Origin of the sequence: Jannaschia marina, from assembly GCF_013404595.1 — a bacterium.
GTDB classification, from domain to species: domain Bacteria; phylum Pseudomonadota; class Alphaproteobacteria; order Rhodobacterales; family Rhodobacteraceae; genus Jannaschia; species Jannaschia marina.
Genome location: NZ_JABVAX010000003.1, coordinates 440,329 through 456,772 on the forward strand (window position 1 = coordinate 440,329; position 16,444 = coordinate 456,772).

Here is a 16,444-nt window from a genome sequence, read left to right on the forward strand (position 1 = left end):
GGCACGGGGCGCGGGGCACTGTAAACCCCGATGCGCCGCCCTTGGCAGGGCCGGGGCGGCGTGCTAGGCCCCGCCCATGGGCACGACGATCTGCATTATCTGCATCGCTTCCGCCCGCTGATGTGACTTCGGCGGGCCCCGGGGCTTGCCGTGTCCGCCCGGTCCGCCCCGCGTCCGCCCCTGAGAGGAGACGTGCGCATGGCCGCGCCGACGATCCGCCTTCGCAATTCGCTCACCCGCCGGGTCGAGGATTTCGCGCCGCTCGACCCCGAGGACGTGCGCCTCTATCTCTGCGGGCCGACCGTCTACGACCGCGCCCACCTCGGCAACGCGCGCAACGTCATCCTCTTCGATCTGCTGTTCCAGCTCCTGCGGCACGACTACGGCGCGGATCGCGTGACCTACGTGCGCAACTTCACCGACGTCGACGACAAGATCATCGCGCGCGCGGAGGAGACCGGGCGGGCGATCGGCGACATCACCCGAGAGACGACCGAATGGTATCTCGACGACATGGCCGCGCTCGGCACGCTTGCGCCCACGCACATGCCCCGGGCGACGGACCACATCGGCGACATGATCGCCATGATCGAGGGGCTGGTCGCGTCGGGACACGCCTATGTGGCCGAGGGGCACGCGCTCTTCTCCGTCGGCTCCTACGAGGGCTACGGCAAACTCTCGGGCCGGACGGTCGAGGACATGATCGCCGGGGCCCGCGTGGAGGTCGCGCCCTTCAAGCGCGACCCGATGGACTTCGTCCTCTGGAAGCCCTCGGCCGAGGGCGAGCCGGGCTGGGACAGCCCCTTCGGCCATGGCCGCCCCGGCTGGCACATCGAATGCTCGGCCATGTCGAAGGCGCTTCTCGGCACCTCCTTCGACATCCATGGCGGCGGCAACGACCTGATGTTCCCGCACCACGAGAACGAGCGCGCCCAAAGCTGCTGCGCCGACCCGGGCGCGGGCTTCGCGCAGGTCTGGCTCCACAACGAGATGTTGCTGGTCGAGGGCCGGAAGATGTCGAAATCCCTCGGCAATTTCTTCACCGTCCGCGATCTGCTCGACAAGGGCGTCCCGGGCGAGGTGATCCGCTTCGTCTTCCTCTCGACCCATTATGCCAAGCCCATGGACTGGACCGAGGCCAAGGCGCGGGAGGCCGAGGGCACGCTGCGCAAGTGGCGCGCGCTGGCCGGGGAGGGCGGTGCGCCCGATCCGGCGGTGCTGGCGGCCCTCCGCGATGACCTGAACGCACCGGGGGCCATCGCCGAGCTGCACCGTCTGGCCAAAGCGGGCGACGGGGCGTCGCTCAAGGCCTCCGCCGCGCTCCTCGGGCTTCTGGGCGACGAAATGGGGGCCTGGGTCGACAGCGGCGACGATGCGCTGGTCGAGGCCGTGCTCTCCGCGCGGATCGAGGCCCGCGCCGCGAAGGACTGGGGCCGCGCCGATGCCCTGCGCGACGGGCTTCTGGCCGCGGGCGTCGTGGTGACCGACGGCAAGGGGCGGGGCTGGGAGGCCGGACCGGGCTTCGACCCCGCGAAGCTGGAGGGTCTGGTGTGAGCGTTCCGTCCGTTTTCTCCCGTCCGTCAGGCACAGGCAGGCCGCGCTCTTTTGCCAGCCGTCGCCCCGGCGCGAAACAGACCCAAGGACGGGGTCACCTATGACCGAACGCCTCTACCTCTACGACACCACCTTGCGCGACGGGCAGCAGACGCAGGGCGTCCTCTTCTCGGCGGCCGAGAAGATCGAGATCGCGCAGATGCTCGACGCGCTCGGCCTCGACCATATCGAGGGCGGCTGGCCCGGCGCGAACCCAACCGACAGCGAGTTCTTCGCGGTCGCCCCGAAGACCCGCGCCACGATGACGGCCTTCGGCATGACGAAGCGGGTCGGTCGCTCTGCCGCGAACGACGACGTGCTGGCCGGGGTCGTCAACGCCGGGACGCCCGCCGTCTGCCTCGTCGGCAAGACCCATCCCTTCCACGTGCGCACCGCGCTCGGTGTCACGCTGGAAGAAAACCGCGAAGCCATCCGCGAGAGCGTCGCGCATCTGGTGGCCTGCGGGCGCGAGGCGCTCTTCGACTGCGAGCATTTCTTCGACGGCTACGCCGAAGACCCGGATTACGCGGTCTCCTGCGCGCGCGCGGCGCTCGATGCGGGCGCGCGGTGGGTCGTGCTCTGCGACACGAACGGCGGCACAATGCCAGGCCGCATCGCCGAGGTCGTGCGCGCCGTGATCGCCGCCGGCGTTCCGGGCGCGCGCCTCGGCATCCACACCCACAACGACACCGAACAGGCCGTCGCTGGCTCCCTCGCTGCCGTGGAGGCCGGCGCACGGCAGATCCAGGGCACGCTGAACGGCCTCGGCGAGCGCTGCGGCAACGCGAACCTGACGTCGCTCCTCCCGACGCTCCTCCTCAAGGAGCCCTATGCCAGCCGCTACACGACCGGAGTGGCGCGGGAGACCCTGCCGCAGCTGATGAAGGTCTCGCGCCGGCTCGACGACATCCTGAACCGTGTGCCCCGACGCGAGGCGGCCTACGTCGGGGCCTCGGCCTTCGCGCACAAGGCCGGGCTCCACGCCAGCGCGATCCTGAAGGATCCGACGACCTACGAGCATGTCCCGCCCGAGGCCGTCGGCAACGCGCGCATCGTGCCGATGAGCAACCAGGCGGGCCTGTCGAACCTGCGCAAGCGGCTTGGCGACCTGGGGCTCGCGGCCGACGACACACAGTTGCGGCGCATCCTCGAGGTGGTCAAGGCGCGGGAGGACGCGGGCTACGCCTATGACATGGCCCCGGCGAGCTTCGAGCTGATCGCGCGGGCGGAGCTCGGCCAGCTGACCGAGGCCTTCGAGGTCAAGCGCTACCGCGTGACCGTCGAGCGGCGAAAGAACAAGTACAACGAGATGGTCACCGTCTCCGAGGCTGTCGTCGTGGTGAAGGTCGATGGCGAGAAGCGGCTCTCCGTTTCCGAGAGCCTCGACGACACCGGCAGCGACCGCGGGCCCGTCAACGCGCTCTCGAAGGCGCTGGCGAAGGATCTCGGCCCGCTGCAGGACCGGATCGCCGACATGCGGCTCAAGGATTTCCGCGTGAGGATCATGCAGGGCGGGACCGAGGCCGTCACCCGCGTCATCATCGACCACGAGGACGACGCCGGCCGCCGCTGGTCGACCGTGGGTGTTTCGCCCAACATAGTGGATGCGAGTTTCGAGGCGCTGCTCGACGCGGTGCGCTGGAAACTCTGTCAGGCGGACTAGGCTCATTCCCATGGAGATCGACGACCAGATCGCGGCCTGCGCGGGCCTCGTGGCGCGGGGCGACCCCGCCCGCTTTCGCGCCGTCATGGCGGCGCCCGTCGCGCTGCGCCGGATGCTCTTCCCGCTCTACGCCTTCAACCTCGAGGTCGCGCGCGCGCCCTGGGTCACGAAGGAGCCGATGATCGCGGAAATGCGCCTGCAATGGTGGCGTGACGCGCTCGACGAGATCGCCAGCGGCGGCCGCGTCCGTCGCCACGAGGTCGTGACCCCGCTCGCCGCCGTCCTCGATGCGCAGGGCGCGCGCGACCTCGACGATCTCGTCGCCGCCCGCCGGGCCGACATCGAAGGCACCGCCCCCGCGGACGACGACACGCTTCTGCGCTATATAGACCGGACCTCCGGCACGCTCCTCTGGACGGCGGCGCGGCTTGCAGGGGCGACGGATGCACCGGCGATCCGCGATGCGGGCCTTGCGCAGGGGCTGGCAAGTTATCTGAAGGCCGTCCCGGATCTCGTTGAAAAGGCGCGAAACCCGCTCCCGCCCGGAGAGCCTCACGCCGTTCTCGAACGCCTCGCGCGGGCTGGCCTTGCCGCGCTCGACCGGCTGGGGCAGGCCCGGATCGAGCCGCCTGCGCGCCCCGTCCTGCTCCTGCTCAGCGACACGCGCGCAGAACTCCGCGCCATCGCGGCGCATCCCGGCCAATCGCCGGCGCTCAATCCCGCGATGAGCCGTCTGCGCCTGGCCTGGGCCAGCCTGCGTGCCTGATCTTCCTGCCGAAAATACTCAAAAATATCAGAGCAGCCGCGCCGCGCTCAGGCCGGATGCGCCCTGAGATATGACCGCATCCCGTAGATCAGCGGCGACCCCTCTTCCGAAACGCGCACCGCCCGCACCGCCCCGATGATGACGTGATGCGTGCCCACGAGCGAGGCCGATTGCACCGCGCAGTCGAAACTCGCCAGAGCGTCGAGCACCGGGGCCCCCGTCGCCAGCGTCGACCAGTGCCCGACCGCGAACTTGTCGCCGCCCGGGGCCGCGATGCGACTGGCGAAGACGTCGGCGACCTCCTGTTGCTCGGACGACAGCACGTTCACCGCGAAGCGCCCGTTCTCCAAGATCGGGGCGGCGGCAGAGGCCCCTTCGTTCACGCAGACAAGGATGGTGGGCGCGTCGCCGTCGGCCGACACGCTCGTCATGGCCGAAACGGTCACGCCCGCGCGGCCGGCCGACCCGTCGGTCGTCACGACGCTCACCGTGGCGGCGGCGCGGCTCATGGCGTGGATGAATTCCTGGCGCAGGTCGGTCTCGGACATGGCCTGTCACGTAACCTATCGGTCGCCGGTGTCGAGGGGCTTTCGCGCGGCCGCGTCCCGTGATCCTATCGCGCCGGACCGAAGAGGGAGGGGCCGATGGCATTGCAGGATGCGCGTGACGAGGTGGACGGGGCTTTCACGCGGCGGGACGCGCGGGGTCTGAACTTCGAGAATGCCTTCGGCGGTGCGACGTCGGCCTTCCGCCGGCGCTATACCAAGGATCTGACGGGCTTCGACCTCGCCATCACCGGCGTGCCCTTCGATCAGGCGGTGACGCATCGGCCCGGCTCCCGCTTCGGGCCGCGCGCCATCCGCGAGGCGTCGAGCCTGCAGGTCTTCGATCCGCCCTACTACTGGGACTATTCGCCCCTCGAGGAGTTCGCGATCGCCGACTACGGCGATGTGGGTTTCGACTATGCGAAGGTCGCGGATTTCCCCGCCGCGCTGCGCGACCACGTGGCGGGCATCCTCGCGCAGGGCGCGGGCTGCCTTGCCATGGGCGGCGACCACTCCGTCAGCTTCCCGATCCTGCAGGCCCATGCGGAGAAGCATGGCCCGCTCTCGCTCATCCAGTTCGACGCCCATTCCGACACCTGGCCCGACGACGACATGGATCGCATCGACCACGGCACGATGTTCTACAAGGCGGTGAAGAGCGGGGTGATCGACCCGGCGACGAGCGTGCAGGTCGGCATCCGCACGGTGAACCCCGACACGCTCGGCGTGACCACCATCGACGCCCGCGCCGTGCACGAGGCGGCACCCGGGAAAGTGGCCGAGCGGATCAAGTCGATCGTCGGCGACAGGCCGGCGTATCTGACCTTCGACATCGACTGCCTCGACCCCGCCTTCGCGCCGGGTACGGGCACGCCGGTCTGGGGCGGGCTCTCCTCGGGGCAGGCAGCGGCGATCCTGCGGGATCTGGCGGGGATCGACATGGTCGGCGGCGACGTGGTCGAGGTTTCGCCGCCCTATGACACGACCGGGGCGACGGCCATCGCCGGGGCGCATGTGCTGATGGAGCTGATCTGCCTCTGGGGCTGGACGCGGCGCGGCTGACGGTCAGGCCGTGGGCGTTGCGGGGCAGTCGCGGAAGGCGCGCACCGGCTCGCCCGCCTGCGTGGTGTCGAAGCCGAGGGTCAGCCCGTCCATCAGGAGGGTCGCGCGTCCGAAGAACTCCAACCCGCGCAAGACGTTGCCGAAACCCCGATCCGTCACCGACAGGCGGGGGCCTTCGACCACATGGCGGTCGGTCGTGATCGTGAGATCGCCCATCCCCCGATCGAAATGCAGGGCGAGCGTCGTCGTGTCGGGCCAGCCCGCGGCGCGGGTGAAGGCGATGGCGTAGAGCGCCGTGGCCGGATCGAAGGTCACCTCGATCGTCACCGCGTCCTGCGTGTCGGCGACCGTGCAGATCGGCTCGGGCGCGAAGGTCCAGGCGGCGACCGCCTGCGGCAGACAGAGCAGAAAGAGGACGAGCGTGCGCATGGCACGAACCTAGCGGGCGCGCGTCCTTCGGTCCATGCGCGGGCCGCAAGGCCGTCATGCCGCGACGCGGCCGCACTGGATCGCAGGGGGGCAAGTTGCTAGGTGAAGTGAAACAGCCTTGGGAGGCAACGACATGCGCGACCTTAAGATCCCGGAGCAGCGCCACCCCGAGAAAGCCCGCCGGCCGGACAACCCGCAGCCGAAGAAGCCCGCGTGGATCCGGGTTAAGGCCCCCGTCGGCGAGGGCTACAAGCAGACCGCCAAGATCATGCGCGAGCATCGGCTCGTCACTGTCTGCGAGGAGGCGGGCTGCCCGAACGTGGGCGAATGCTGGTCCCAGGGCCACGCCACGATGATGATCATGGGCGAGGTCTGCACCCGCGCCTGCACCTTCTGCAACATCGCCACTGGGAAGCCGCCCGAGGCGCTCGACGTCTTCGAGCCGGGGCGCGTGGCGGACGCGGTGCAGAAGCTTGGGTTGAACCACGTCGTCGTCACGAGCGTCGACCGCGACGACGTGGCGGACGGCGGGGCCGAGCATTTCGCGCAGACGATCCGCGCGATCCGCAAGCGCAGCCCCGAGACGACCATCGAGATCCTGACGCCCGACTTCATCAAGTGCGGCCCCGAGGCCTTGGAGGTCGTCGTCGCGGCCAAGCCCGACGTCTTCAACCACAACCTCGAAACGGTGCCCGGCCTCTACCCCGAGGTGCGCCCTGGCGCGCGCTACTTCCATTCGCTGCGGCTGTTGCAGCGCGTGAAGGAGCTCGATCCGAGCATGTTCACCAAGTCGGGCATCATGGTCGGCCTGGGGGAGGACCGGAAGTCGGTCGTGCAGGTGATGGACGATATGCGCGCGGCCGACATCGACTTCCTGACCATCGGCCAGTACCTGCAACCGACGCCGAAGCACCACGCCGTCGACCGGTTCGTGACACCCGAGGAATTCGCCGGCTACGAGAAGGCGGCCTACGGCAAGGGGTTCCTCATGGTCTCTGCCACACCGCTCACGCGCTCCTCCTACCATGCGGGCGACGATTTCGCGCGCCTGCGCGAAGCCCGGTTGCAACGTCTAGGACAGGCCTAGCAGGCGACGCCACCAGGGACGGCTCGCGGCGATTTCGGCGAGGAGGTCCTGACGTTCCTTTGCGGCCCAGGTCCGGGTCGATGGGCTGGCCGCCTGGGCATATGTGGCGGCACCCTCCGTCGCGGCCCTGGCCCCCGCCGTGTCGCCCGCGTCGAGACACATGCGCGCGAGGGAGATGCTGCCGCTCGTCGCGCGTCCGGGGTCACCCGCGGCAAGAGCGGTCTCTATGATCGTGCGCCCGGCCTCGATCCGCCCCGTATGATCTCCCAGCGAGTTGCAGGCATCGGTCAGGCGCGTCAGGACGGTGATCCGCCCGGCATATGTCGGCCCGTCGCGCGCAAGAAGGCGCGTGTCCAGAGCCATCAGGGCCGAGTGCCCCGCAGCAACGTCTCCCGCCGCGATCCGTCCGGAGGCCTCGTAGAGATCGAGAGAGTCGCGGTGCATGTCGGTGGTCTCGGCGGCGTCCAGATGGGGCCGTGCCCCTGCGGCATGGGCCAGCGTCTGCGCCCCGGTGCCCCACATGTTGGCCGTATCTGCGGTCACGTAGTGCATCCAGAAGAGCTCGGCCCCGGTCAGCACGTCATGGGTCGCATTCAGCGCAGCGGCGCGGGCGGCATGGGCGATGCAGGCCACGTCTCCTCGCTTGCCTTCGAGTACGGCCAGCTCCCGTCGGAGGCGCGTCTCGGCAGCTGTTCCGTCACCCGCGAGCGGCAGCAGCGCCTCCAGCGCCTCCACCATGTCGCCGCCGATGAAACGTGTATCCGGGTCGTCGAGGTCGGTCTTGAGAGCGTCGAAGCGGGTCTGGAACGTCGGGTCGGTCATCGGGGCAGGGTGGCGGACGGTCTTCGCGGGCACAAGCTGCCCCGCAGCGGAAACGCAGAAGGGGCACGCGAAGGTGCCCCTTCGTCACTCGATGCGACGGCGGTCAGCTGTGCGACGGATAGGCCTGCTCGCCGTGAACCGCGAGATCGAGACCCTCCTGCTCGGTGTCGGCGTCGACCCGCATCCGGAAGACGAGCCGCAGGACGAGCACGATGGCGAGCGTCATCGCCACGGTGAAGACCCCGACGATGGCCAGCCCACCGAGCTGCGCGGCCCAACTGCCCGCGCCGAAGGCCGCGATCATGATCGACCCGAAGATCCCGCCGACGCCGTGGACGGCGAAGACGTCGAGCGTATCGTCGATCCGGAGGACGTTGCGGATCACGTTGACCGCTTCCTGACAGAGAACACCGGCGACGAGGCCGATGACGAGCGCCTCGACGGGGCCGACGAAGCCCGAGGCCGGGGTGATCGAGGCGAGACCCGCGATCGTTCCGGTCACGATGCCCACGAGAGAGGCCTTGCCGAAGCGGATCCTCTCCCATGCGGCCCAGCTGAGCGAGGCGGCGGCGGCCGAGATATGCGTCACGGTCAGCGCCATGGCGGCCCCGCCGTCGGCCGCGAGTTGCGAGCCGCCGTTGAAGCCGAACCAGCCGACCCAGAGCATCGCGGCGCCGATCATCACGTAGCCCGGGTTGTGCGGCGGCTTTGTCGCGTCTCCCCGCGGTCCGAGGAAGACGGAGACGATGATCGCCGCGATGCCCGCCGTCTCGTGCACGACGAGGCCGCCGGCGAAGTCACGCACGCCGGTCTCGCCGAAGAGCCCGCCGTCGGCGAGGAAGCCGCCGCCCCAGATCCAGTGCGCGACCGGCGCATAGCAGAGCAGCATCCATGCGGCCGAGAAGGCGAGGACGAAACCGAAGCTGATCCGCTCGACATAGGCCCCTACGATCAGCGCGGGCGTGATGACGGCGAAAGTCATCTGGAAGGCGAAGAAGAGCACCTCGGGGATCGTGCCCGAGAGCGTCTCGCCGTCGATGCCGGCGAGGAAGGCCTTGCCGAGGCCGCCCCAGTAGGCATTGCCGTCGCCGAAGGCGATGGAATAGCCGACGGCGAGCCAGAGCACGCTCATCAGGCAGGCGATCGCATAGCAATGCATGAAGACGCTGAGCACGTTGCGCGATCGCACGAGCCCTCCGTAGAACAGCGCAAGCCCCGGCAGCGTCATGAACAGCACGAGTGCCGTCGCGACGAGGATCCAGGCGGTATCCGCTCCGACCATTTCGATTCCCTCCCCTGTTGGTCAGGGGGCGGAGTGGCGACTGTCGTTTGCGCGGAAAAGCGGCAGGGGCGGATTACGCTGCATAATTTCAATGCACTTCATGAAGTGCCTTCTGGGTGAGCAGTTTCCGGATGATTTGCCTATCATGAGGGCGTTCCGAAAATTAATGTCCGGTCCGCGCGGCACGCCATCCGGCCCAGTCCTCGGGCGTGTCGAGGTCGGTCGTCGCGGCCCGGCCGGGCAGGGGGCAGACCTCGGTCTCCCGCGCCGCGATCAGGGCTTTCGCGCCCCGGTCCCCCTCCAGCCGCCGAAGATCGTCGAATAGGCTGCGGTCGAAGACGACCGGATGACCGGGCGTGCCGTCGCAATCCACCGCCCGCAGGATCGGGGCCGTGCCCGCTTGCCAGGCGGCGCTCAACCGGGCGAGCGCCGCGGCGTCGATCTCGGGCATGTCGGCCAGATGCAGGATGGCGGCTTCGCCACTGCAGGCGGCGATTCCGGCGCGGATCGAGGCCGACATGGCGCGGTCCTCCACCTCGACGATCCGCGCCGCCGTGTCCGTTAGCCAGGAACGTCGCGGGCTCCGGGGCGGGAGCGTCACGATCACCTCGCTACTTGCGCCCAGCGCCGCGCGCACCGCCCGCAGGATGAGCGGCGTGCCCTCGACCTCCTCCAGAAGCTTGTCCGCCCCGCGCATCCGGCGCGACGCCCCGGCGGCCAGCACGACGATGGCGGGTGGCGCGCGCATCAGGCAGGCGCCGCGGCGGAGGGTCGGGACAGATCGGTCAGGCCGCATTGCGCCATGGCGATCGACATCTCCTCGCTCAGGACGTCCCACAGCCGGTTCAGCCCCGCCTCGCCCCCGGCGGCGATGGCGAACTGCAGGATCCGCCCGAAGAAGGTGAAGTCCGCCCCCTGCGCAAGCGCCTTCAGAGCGTCCTCGCCCGAGCGCAGGCCGCTGTCGTAGAAGAGGGGCATGTCGGGCCCGAGCGCCGCGCGCATCGCCGGCAGTACGTCGATTGGCGTGGGCGCGCTTTCGAGTTGGCGCGCCCCGTGGCTCGACACCTGGATCGCATCGACGCCCGCGTCCCTGAGCGTGAGCGCATCCTCGACGTCGAGCACGCCCTTCACGACGAGCTTGCCCGGCCAGGCCTCCCGCAGCCGCCGCAGCGTGTCGAATGTGGCGCGGGCCCGGCTCTCGGTGCGGTCGAAGGTGAAGCCGTCCACGCCGAAGTTCGCCATCTGCGGCTTGCCCGCGGCCAGCGTCGAGAGCGACCAGCGGGGATGCAGCGCGAAGTCCAGCACCTGCCGGGGCCCGAGGCGGAAGGGCATCTTGAAGCCGTGCCGCAATTCGCGCGGGCGCCGCCCCACCTCGGGGACGTCGACCGTGAGGACGAGCGTGCGGTACCCGGCAACCCGCGCGCGCTCCACGAGGCGGAACGTGCCGCTGCCGTCGCCCGAGAAGTAGAGCTGGAACCAGGCGTTTCCCTCGGCCACCTCGAGGATCCGCTCCAGCGGGGTCGAGGCGACGGTGGAGACGCCGTGGGGCACCGAATGGCGCGCGGCGAGGCGCGCGAGCATCAGGTCGGCACCGGGGGCCGCGAGGTTGCACATCCCCATGGGCGCGATGCCGAAGGGCCGCGCGGCGGGCGCGCCGAAGAGCGTTGCCGCCAGACTGCGCGCCGAGACGTCCCGCAGGATGCGCGGCCGCAGCGTCAGCGCGTCGAGCGCGGCCCGGCCGCGCGCCGCCCCCGTCTCGCGCCCCGCGGCCCCGTCGATGTAGTCGAAGACCATCCACGGCAGACGCCGTCGCGCCAGACGCCGCGCATCCTCGGCCGAATGGATGTGATCTGCGGCTGCCACGTCTCGCGGCCTCCTTCCTCTGGCCCGAATACGCCCGGGGAGCGCGAGGGGGCTGGCCCCCTCGCACGGTCTCAGGACGCGACGGCGCGCATGAAGCGGTCGCGGATGACGACCGGGTCCATGGTGATGACCGGCATCTTGGCGTTGCCACTGTCGCATTTAACGACGAGGACGGTCGCCTTGCCGCTGTCGATGGCGGCCTGCAGCGCGGGTCCGGTGTCGACGTCCCGCACCTCGACCACCGTATCGCAGCCGGCGGCGCGGGCCATGCCGGCGAGGTCGGTCTTGCGCCCCGTGTAGGTCGGCTGGTCCCCGGTGGAGCCGTAGGAGCCGTTGTCGACGATCATCAGGATGTAGTTGCCGGGCGCGTTGTTGCCGATCGTCGGCAGCGTCCCGAGGTTCGTCAGGACCGAGCCGTCGCCGTCGATGACGATCACCGGCTTCGGCTGCGCGAGCGCCAGGCCGAGGCCGATGGACGACGCGAGGCCCATCGTCCCCAGCATGTAGAAATTCGTCGGCTGGTCGTCGATGGCGTGCAGTTCCTGGCTCGGGATGCCGATGTTGCAGACGACGAGCTGGTCACGGAGGATCGGAGCGATCTCTTTCAGGATTTCGGAGCGGATCATTGGTCGCCGTAGCCTCCCCAGAAGTTGGCGTCGGTCAGGATCGCGACGGGCTTGTTGCACATGAAGGTGTATTTCAGGATGTTGTCGAACTCCTCGACGTCCTTCTGCCAGTGGAAATGGTAAGTCGGGATGTTGAGCTGCGCCAGAAGCGCCTTGGTATGAACCGCCATCTCGACCTGGCAGGCGACCGGCTCGCGCAGCTCGCCCCGGTAGGAGATGATCATCGGCAGGGGCATCCGGTAGAACTGGATCAGCGTGGCGAGCGTGTTGATCGTCACGCCGAGCGCGGTGTTCTGCATGATGATGGCGGGCCGCGTGCCGCCCATCCAGGCCCCGGCACAGAGGCCCATGCCCTCGTCCTCCTTGTTGGAGGGGATGTGGAAGATGTCGTCGCGCGCCTCGACCTCCTCGATCACGCCGGCCAGCTGCTTGCAGGGCACGGTCGTTACGAAGCGGATGTCGTTGGCGACAAGATCGTCCGCGATCTTCTTGTCGATGTTCATTCCAGCATTGCCTTTCGGTTGCACGGGGTTCAGCCCGCAGGGTCGAGGAGGATCTTGGGCGCGGCAACGTATCCCGCGCGCAGATCGGCGAAGGCGCTGGCTCCCTGCGACAGGGGGCGCGTCTCATACCAGTCGAGCGGGCCGAGCCGCCCGTCGAAGAGCGCGGCGGCACAGTCGCGAAAGTCCTGCGCTGTGTAGGTATAGGTACCGATGAAGGTCACCTCCTGCAGCGTCATGCGCCGCACGTCGAGGCCGCCGTCGTCCTCGCCGAGGCCCACGTGGACGATCACGCCGCCGGGGTCCACGAGCGCCGAGGCCCGGGCGCGCGTCGCGGCATAGCCCACCGCGTCAACGATGAGCGGGGCAGGGACGTCCGCCTCGGCCAGCACTCTCTCGCCGCAACGTTCGATCAGGAAGGCGCGACGGTCGGCGTTGGGCTCGATCAGGGTCACGTCGCCCACCCCCATCGCGCGGAGCGCCAGCGCCGAAGCGAGGCCGATGGCACCGCCCCCGAGGACGAGCGCACGCCGCTCCATGCCCGGATGTAGCGCGGCCAGCCCGAGGCGCACCGCGTGCCAGCCGACGGCCAGCGGCTCGGCGAGGGCGGCCTTGGCCAGCGGCACCGCGTCGGGGACGGTCACGAGGTTGATTTCGGGGATCGCGACGTACTGCGCGAAGGCTCCCGCGCGCGGCGGCATGGAGATGATCTGTCTCTCGGGGCAGAGGTTCTCGCGGCCCGCCGCGCAGGCCGGGCAGGTGCCGCAGGTCACGAGCGGGTTGATCGTCACGCGTTCGCCGTCGCGGGGACCGCCGGTGATCGTGCCCGCCGCCTCGTGCCCGAGGATGAGCGGCGCGGGCCGGCGCGCGTCGTGGCCGAGGTAGGCGTGCATGTCCGACCCGCAGATGCCCACGGCGGCGACGCGGATCAGCACTTCGCCGTCGCGCGGCCCGGGCGGGGCCACGTCGCGCAGGGCGAGCTGTTCGATGCCTTCGTAGACCAGCGCCTTCATTTCGCGGTGAACCCCCCGTCGACCATGAGGATCTGCCCAGTCACGTAGGCGGACGCTTCGGAGCAGAGGAAGAGGATCGGCCCGTCGATGTCCTCCATCCGGCCGTTGCGCCCGAGGCAGGTCTGCGCCGCGTTGCGCGCCGCCCGCGCCTCGTCCTCGAAGACGGCCTGCGTCAGCTCCGTCGGGAAGAAGCCCGGCCCGATCGCGTTCGCGGTGATCCCGTGGGGTGACCAGGCTTCGGCCATGGCGCGCGTGAGCTGCCCGATCCCGCCCTTCGAGGCGCCGTAGGCCAGCCCGCCGGGAAAGGCGCGCGTCGTCTGGAGCGAGGCGAAAGTCACGATCCGGCCCCAGCCCCGCGCCCGCATCGCCGGTACGAGCGCCTGGCTCAGGAAGAAGGGGGCGCCGAGGTTGAGCGCGATCGTCGTGTCCCAGCCCTCGGGCGTCACCGCGTCGGCTGTCTGTCGCGTGTTGATCCCGGCCGCGTGGACGAGGATGTCGGGCGCGCCGAAGGGGGCGGCGATCCGCTCGGCGAGCGCGGGCAGGCGGTCGCGGTCGGCCACGTCGGCGGCAATCGCTGCGGCATCGGCCCCGATCTCGTCGCGCAGCGCGTCGAGCGCCTCGGCCCGCCGGGCCACGCCCACGACCTTCGCGCCGGCTTCTGCCAGCACCACCGCCGCGCGCCGTCCGAGGCCGGAACTGGCCCCGGTCACGCAGGCGACGCGGCCGCTCAGGTCAAAGAGCGCGGCAGGGTCAGTCATGGGCCGAGAGGTCGAAATTCTCGCCGGGGAAGTACTTGGCAAGGCGCACGTCGGCGGCCCGCGCGTGCCCCTCCATCCCCTCGAGGCGCGAGATGCGGGCGGTCGCCTGCGCCACGGCCTTCGACCCTTCGCGCGTGGCGCGCTGCCAGGTGACGATCTTCATGTACTTGTGCACCGAGAGCCCCCCGGTATAGCCCGCCGCCCCCGAGGTCGGCAGCACGTGGTTCGTCCCCGACGCCTTGTCGCCGTAGCTCACCGTCGTCTCCTCCCCGAGGAAGAGCGAGCCGTAGCAGGTCAGGCGGTCGAGCCACCAGTCGAGGTCTCCGGCCTGCACCGTGAGGTGTTCGGGGGCGTAGTCGTCGGAGGTCGCCGCCATCTCCTCCCGGTCGGCGCAGAGGATGACCTCGGCATAGTCGCGCCACGCCGCGCGCGCGTTGTCTCGGTTCAGCTCCGGCAGATCCTCGATGAGGTCCGGCACGATCTCCATCACCCGCTCGGCCAGCGCGCGATCGTCGGTGACGAGCCAGACGGGCGAGTTGTAGCCGTGCTCCGCCTGGCTCACGAGGTCTGTGGCGACGATCTGCGCGTCGGCCGTGGCATCGGCGAGGATCAGGCTGTCGGTCGGGCCGGCGATCATGTCGATGCCCACGCGCCCGAAGAGGATGCGCTTGGCCTCGGCCACGAACTGGTTGCCGGGGCCGACGAGGATGTTCGCCTTCGGCAACCCGAACAGCCCGAAGGTCATCGCCGCGACGCCCTGCACGCCGCCCATGGCCATGATCCGGTCGGCCCCGCAGATGTGGGCGGCATAGACGATGGCCGGTGCAACGCCGACGCCGGGGCGGGGCGGGGAGCAGGCGGTGATGTGCCGGCAGCCCGCGACCTTGGCGGTCGTCACCGTCATGATGGCGCTGGCGATGTGGCTGTAGCGCCCGCCGGGCACGTAGCAGCCCGCCGCATCCACGGGGATCGCCTTCTGCCCGGCAACGAAGCCCGGCTCGATCTCCATCTCGACGTCCGCGACCGTGCCCTTCTGCAGCTCGGCAAAACGGCGCACGTTATCGTGGGCGAAGCGGATGTCGGCCTTCAGCTTTTCGGGCACCTGCGCGATGGCGGCCTCGATTTCCTCGGGCGTGAGCAGGGTGTTGCCGTCGTAGCGGTCGAACCTGGCGGCGTAGTCGAGCGCCTTGGCGTCGCCGCCGGCCTCGATCTCGTCGAGGATGGCCTGCACCGTGTCGTGGACTTCGGATGCATCCGTGGTCGACGTCCGCGTTGCGGTCTTGAGATAGTCGCGTGCCATGGGGTCTCCCGATCTTGCCCGGACGGGCGATTCTCGCGGCTCAATGTAAGCGCTTGCATAGCTATGATGCAAGCGCTTACATTCATGCTATGACAAGGACATGAGCCGAATGCAGACCCAGCCGAACCCAACCCTTGATGATGTGGCCCGCCGTGCCGGTGTCTCCACGGCGACCGTCTCGCGCTGCCTGAACGCGCCGGCCAAGGTCTCGGGCAAGACGCGGGAGCGGGTGATGGCGGCGGTCACCGCCCTCGGCTACACGCCGCACTTCGGGGCCCGCGCGATGGCCGCGCGGCGCACCCATACGATCGGCGCCGTGATCCCGACGATGGAAAACGCCGTCTTCGCCCGGGGCCTGCAGGCCTTTCAGGAGGGGCTGCACGCGGCGGGCTATACGCTTCTGGTCGCGAGTTCCGCCTATGACCCGGTCGTCGAGGCCGAACAGGTCCGTGCCCTCGTCGCGCGGGGGGCCGATGGCCTGCTGCTGATCGGCCGCACACGCGACCGGGCGTTGACCGACTTTCTCTCGGCGCGCGGCGTGCCGGCACTCCTCGCATGGGTGGTCGAGGGGGAGGGGGTCTCCGTCGGCTTCGACAACCGCGCGGCCATGCGGGCGCTGGCCGAGGCCGTGCTGGCCGAGGGGCACCGGCGGATCGCCATGATCTCGGGGCTGACGACCGGCAACGACCGGGCCTCCGAGCGTCTGGCCGGGCTGCGCGAGGCGCTGGCGGCGGCGGGGCTCACGCGCGCGGGCCTGCCGCTCGAGGAGGTGCCCTACGGCATCGAGACGGGCGGGGCGGCCTTCGCCCGGCTGATGGAGGCCAGACCGCGCCCGACGGCGGTGATGTGCGGCAACGACGTGCTGGCCGCCGGGGCACTGGCGAAGGCGGCGGAGATGGGGCTCCGCGTGCCGGAAGACGTCTCGATCACCGGCTTCGACGACATCGAGCTCGCGCGCATCGTGCCGCCCGGCCTGACGACCGCCCATGTGCCGCACCGCGACATGGGAGCGCGGGCGGCGGAGGTGCTGATCGCTCTGGTGGAAGGCGGCGACGCGGCCTCGGTCACCCTGGCGTGCCCCGTCGTCCGGCGCGGCTCGCTCGGACCGCCGCGGGGGTAGGTTTCGTGGGACGAT

17 protein-coding genes are annotated in these 16,444 nt (G+C 70.0%); 6 read left to right on the forward strand and 11 right to left on the reverse strand.

Annotation, left to right across the window (positions count from 1 at the left end):
• Window positions 1-198 precede the first annotated feature (198 nt).
• The 3 genes from cysS to HSX43_RS08540 all read left to right on the forward strand — a co-directional run bounded on the left by cysS (window position 199) and on the right by HSX43_RS08540 (window position 4,022).
• Window positions 199-1,554, forward strand: coding sequence for a cysteine--tRNA ligase (cysS, locus tag HSX43_RS08530; protein ID WP_179379676.1), 1,356 nt, complete (start codon window positions 199-201; stop codon window positions 1,552-1,554).
• A 100-nt stretch (window positions 1,555-1,654) separates the two neighbouring features.
• The gene (gene cimA / locus HSX43_RS08535; protein WP_179379677.1) at window positions 1,655-3,256 is read left to right on the forward strand and encodes a citramalate synthase; all 1,602 of its coding nucleotides are present in this window, start codon (window positions 1,655-1,657) and stop codon (window positions 3,254-3,256) included.
• A gap of 10 nt (window positions 3,257-3,266) precedes the next feature.
• A complete protein-coding gene (locus tag HSX43_RS08540; RefSeq protein ID WP_179379678.1) occupies window positions 3,267-4,022 on the forward strand; it encodes a squalene/phytoene synthase family protein in 756 nt (251 codons plus the stop codon).
• A gap of 47 nt (window positions 4,023-4,069) precedes the next feature.
• On the opposite strand, the gene HSX43_RS08545 is transcribed toward HSX43_RS08540, so the two are convergent.
• Window positions 4,070-4,570, reverse strand: a complete 501-nt coding sequence (locus HSX43_RS08545; protein WP_179379679.1) for a flavin reductase family protein — start codon at window positions 4,568-4,570, stop codon at window positions 4,070-4,072.
• Between the two features lie 96 nt (window positions 4,571-4,666).
• Here HSX43_RS08545 and speB point away from each other — a divergent pair, with 96 nt between their 5' ends.
• A complete protein-coding gene (gene speB / locus HSX43_RS08550; RefSeq protein WP_179379680.1) occupies window positions 4,667-5,629 on the forward strand; it encodes an agmatinase in 963 nt (320 codons plus the stop codon).
• A 3-nt stretch (window positions 5,630-5,632) separates the two neighbouring features.
• Here speB and HSX43_RS08555 read toward each other — a convergent pair whose 3' ends face one another.
• Window positions 5,633-6,058, reverse strand: a complete 426-nt coding sequence (locus tag HSX43_RS08555; RefSeq protein ID WP_179379681.1) for an excinuclease ABC subunit B — start codon at window positions 6,056-6,058, stop codon at window positions 5,633-5,635.
• A gap of 133 nt (window positions 6,059-6,191) precedes the next feature.
• On the opposite strand from HSX43_RS08555, the gene lipA reads away from it, so the two are divergent.
• Complete coding sequence (gene lipA, locus HSX43_RS08560; protein WP_179379682.1) at window positions 6,192-7,145, forward strand: lipoyl synthase; 954 nt, start codon at window positions 6,192-6,194, stop codon at window positions 7,143-7,145.
• Here lipA and HSX43_RS08565 read toward each other — a convergent pair.
• The 9 genes from HSX43_RS08565 to hisD all read right to left on the reverse strand — a co-directional run bounded on the left by HSX43_RS08565 (window position 7,131) and on the right by hisD (window position 15,309).
• Complete coding sequence (locus HSX43_RS08565; RefSeq protein WP_179379683.1) at window positions 7,131-7,967, reverse strand: hypothetical protein; 837 nt, start codon at window positions 7,965-7,967, stop codon at window positions 7,131-7,133. The genes lipA and HSX43_RS08565 overlap by 15 nt on opposite strands.
• Before the next feature lie 103 nt (window positions 7,968-8,070).
• The gene (locus HSX43_RS08570) at window positions 8,071-9,249 is read right to left on the reverse strand and encodes an ammonium transporter (protein WP_179379684.1); all 1,179 of its coding nucleotides are present in this window, start codon (window positions 9,247-9,249) and stop codon (window positions 8,071-8,073) included.
• A 163-nt stretch (window positions 9,250-9,412) separates the two neighbouring features.
• Window positions 9,413-9,997 (reverse strand): nucleotidyltransferase family protein, encoded by a 585-nt coding sequence (locus tag HSX43_RS08575; RefSeq protein WP_179379685.1) that lies wholly within the window; start codon window positions 9,995-9,997, stop codon window positions 9,413-9,415.
• A complete protein-coding gene (locus HSX43_RS08580; protein WP_328795214.1) occupies window positions 9,997-11,112 on the reverse strand; it encodes an alpha-hydroxy acid oxidase in 1,116 nt (371 codons plus the stop codon). The genes HSX43_RS08575 and HSX43_RS08580 overlap by 1 nt, the downstream gene beginning before the upstream one ends.
• 71 nt (window positions 11,113-11,183) lie before the next feature.
• Window positions 11,184-11,738, reverse strand: a complete 555-nt coding sequence (gene comE, locus HSX43_RS08585) for a sulfopyruvate decarboxylase subunit beta (RefSeq protein ID WP_179379687.1) — start codon at window positions 11,736-11,738, stop codon at window positions 11,184-11,186.
• Entirely contained in the window at window positions 11,735-12,241 is a 507-nt protein-coding gene (locus HSX43_RS08590) for a sulfopyruvate decarboxylase subunit alpha (protein ID WP_179379688.1), read from the reverse strand. The genes comE and HSX43_RS08590 overlap by 4 nt, the downstream gene beginning before the upstream one ends.
• Window positions 12,242-12,270: 29 nt before the next feature.
• Entirely contained in the window at window positions 12,271-13,251 is a 981-nt protein-coding gene (locus HSX43_RS08595; RefSeq protein ID WP_179379689.1) for a zinc-dependent alcohol dehydrogenase, read from the reverse strand.
• Window positions 13,248-14,009, reverse strand: a complete 762-nt coding sequence (locus tag HSX43_RS08600; protein WP_179379690.1) for an SDR family NAD(P)-dependent oxidoreductase — start codon at window positions 14,007-14,009, stop codon at window positions 13,248-13,250. Before HSX43_RS08600 ends, HSX43_RS08595 begins: the two co-directional genes overlap by 4 nt.
• Window positions 14,002-15,309 carry a histidinol dehydrogenase gene (gene hisD / locus HSX43_RS08605; RefSeq protein WP_179379691.1) on the reverse strand — a complete coding sequence of 436 codons (1,308 nt, stop codon included), beginning with the start codon at window positions 15,307-15,309 and terminating at the stop codon, window positions 14,002-14,004. Before hisD ends, HSX43_RS08600 begins: the two co-directional genes overlap by 8 nt.
• Window positions 15,310-15,409: 100 nt before the next feature.
• On the opposite strand from hisD, the gene HSX43_RS08610 reads away from it, so the two are divergent.
• Window positions 15,410-16,429, forward strand: a complete 1,020-nt coding sequence (locus HSX43_RS08610) for a LacI family DNA-binding transcriptional regulator (protein WP_179379692.1) — start codon at window positions 15,410-15,412, stop codon at window positions 16,427-16,429.
• Window positions 16,430-16,444: the final 15 nt, after the last annotated feature.

Coding starts and splice junctions, on each gene's coding strand:
- cysS (WP_179379676.1), top strand. CDS start 199: ATGGCCGCGCCGACGATCCGCCTTCGCAATTCGCTCACCCGCCGGGTC.
- cimA (WP_179379677.1), top strand. CDS start 1,655: ATGACCGAACGCCTCTACCTCTACGACACCACCTTGCGCGACGGGCAG.
- HSX43_RS08540 (WP_179379678.1), top strand. CDS start 3,267: ATGGAGATCGACGACCAGATCGCGGCCTGCGCGGGCCTCGTGGCGCGG.
- HSX43_RS08545 (WP_179379679.1), bottom strand. CDS start 4,570: ATGTCCGAGACCGACCTGCGCCAGGAATTCATCCACGCCATGAGCCGC.
- speB (WP_179379680.1), top strand. CDS start 4,667: ATGGCATTGCAGGATGCGCGTGACGAGGTGGACGGGGCTTTCACGCGG.
- HSX43_RS08555 (WP_179379681.1), bottom strand. CDS start 6,058: ATGCGCACGCTCGTCCTCTTTCTGCTCTGTCTGCCGCAGGCGGTCGCC.
- lipA (WP_179379682.1), top strand. CDS start 6,192: ATGCGCGACCTTAAGATCCCGGAGCAGCGCCACCCCGAGAAAGCCCGC.
- HSX43_RS08565 (WP_179379683.1), bottom strand. CDS start 7,967: ATGACCGACCCGACGTTCCAGACCCGCTTCGACGCTCTCAAGACCGAC.
- HSX43_RS08570 (WP_179379684.1), bottom strand. CDS start 9,249: ATGGTCGGAGCGGATACCGCCTGGATCCTCGTCGCGACGGCACTCGTG.
- HSX43_RS08575 (WP_179379685.1), bottom strand. CDS start 9,997: ATGCGCGCGCCACCCGCCATCGTCGTGCTGGCCGCCGGGGCGTCGCGC.
- comE (WP_179379687.1), bottom strand. CDS start 11,738: ATGATCCGCTCCGAAATCCTGAAAGAGATCGCTCCGATCCTCCGTGAC.
- HSX43_RS08590 (WP_179379688.1), bottom strand. CDS start 12,241: ATGAACATCGACAAGAAGATCGCGGACGATCTTGTCGCCAACGACATC.
- HSX43_RS08595 (WP_179379689.1), bottom strand. CDS start 13,251: ATGAAGGCGCTGGTCTACGAAGGCATCGAACAGCTCGCCCTGCGCGAC.
- HSX43_RS08600 (WP_179379690.1), bottom strand. CDS start 14,009: ATGACTGACCCTGCCGCGCTCTTTGACCTGAGCGGCCGCGTCGCCTGC.
- hisD (WP_179379691.1), bottom strand. CDS start 15,309: ATGGCACGCGACTATCTCAAGACCGCAACGCGGACGTCGACCACGGAT.
- HSX43_RS08610 (WP_179379692.1), top strand. CDS start 15,410: ATGAGCCGAATGCAGACCCAGCCGAACCCAACCCTTGATGATGTGGCC.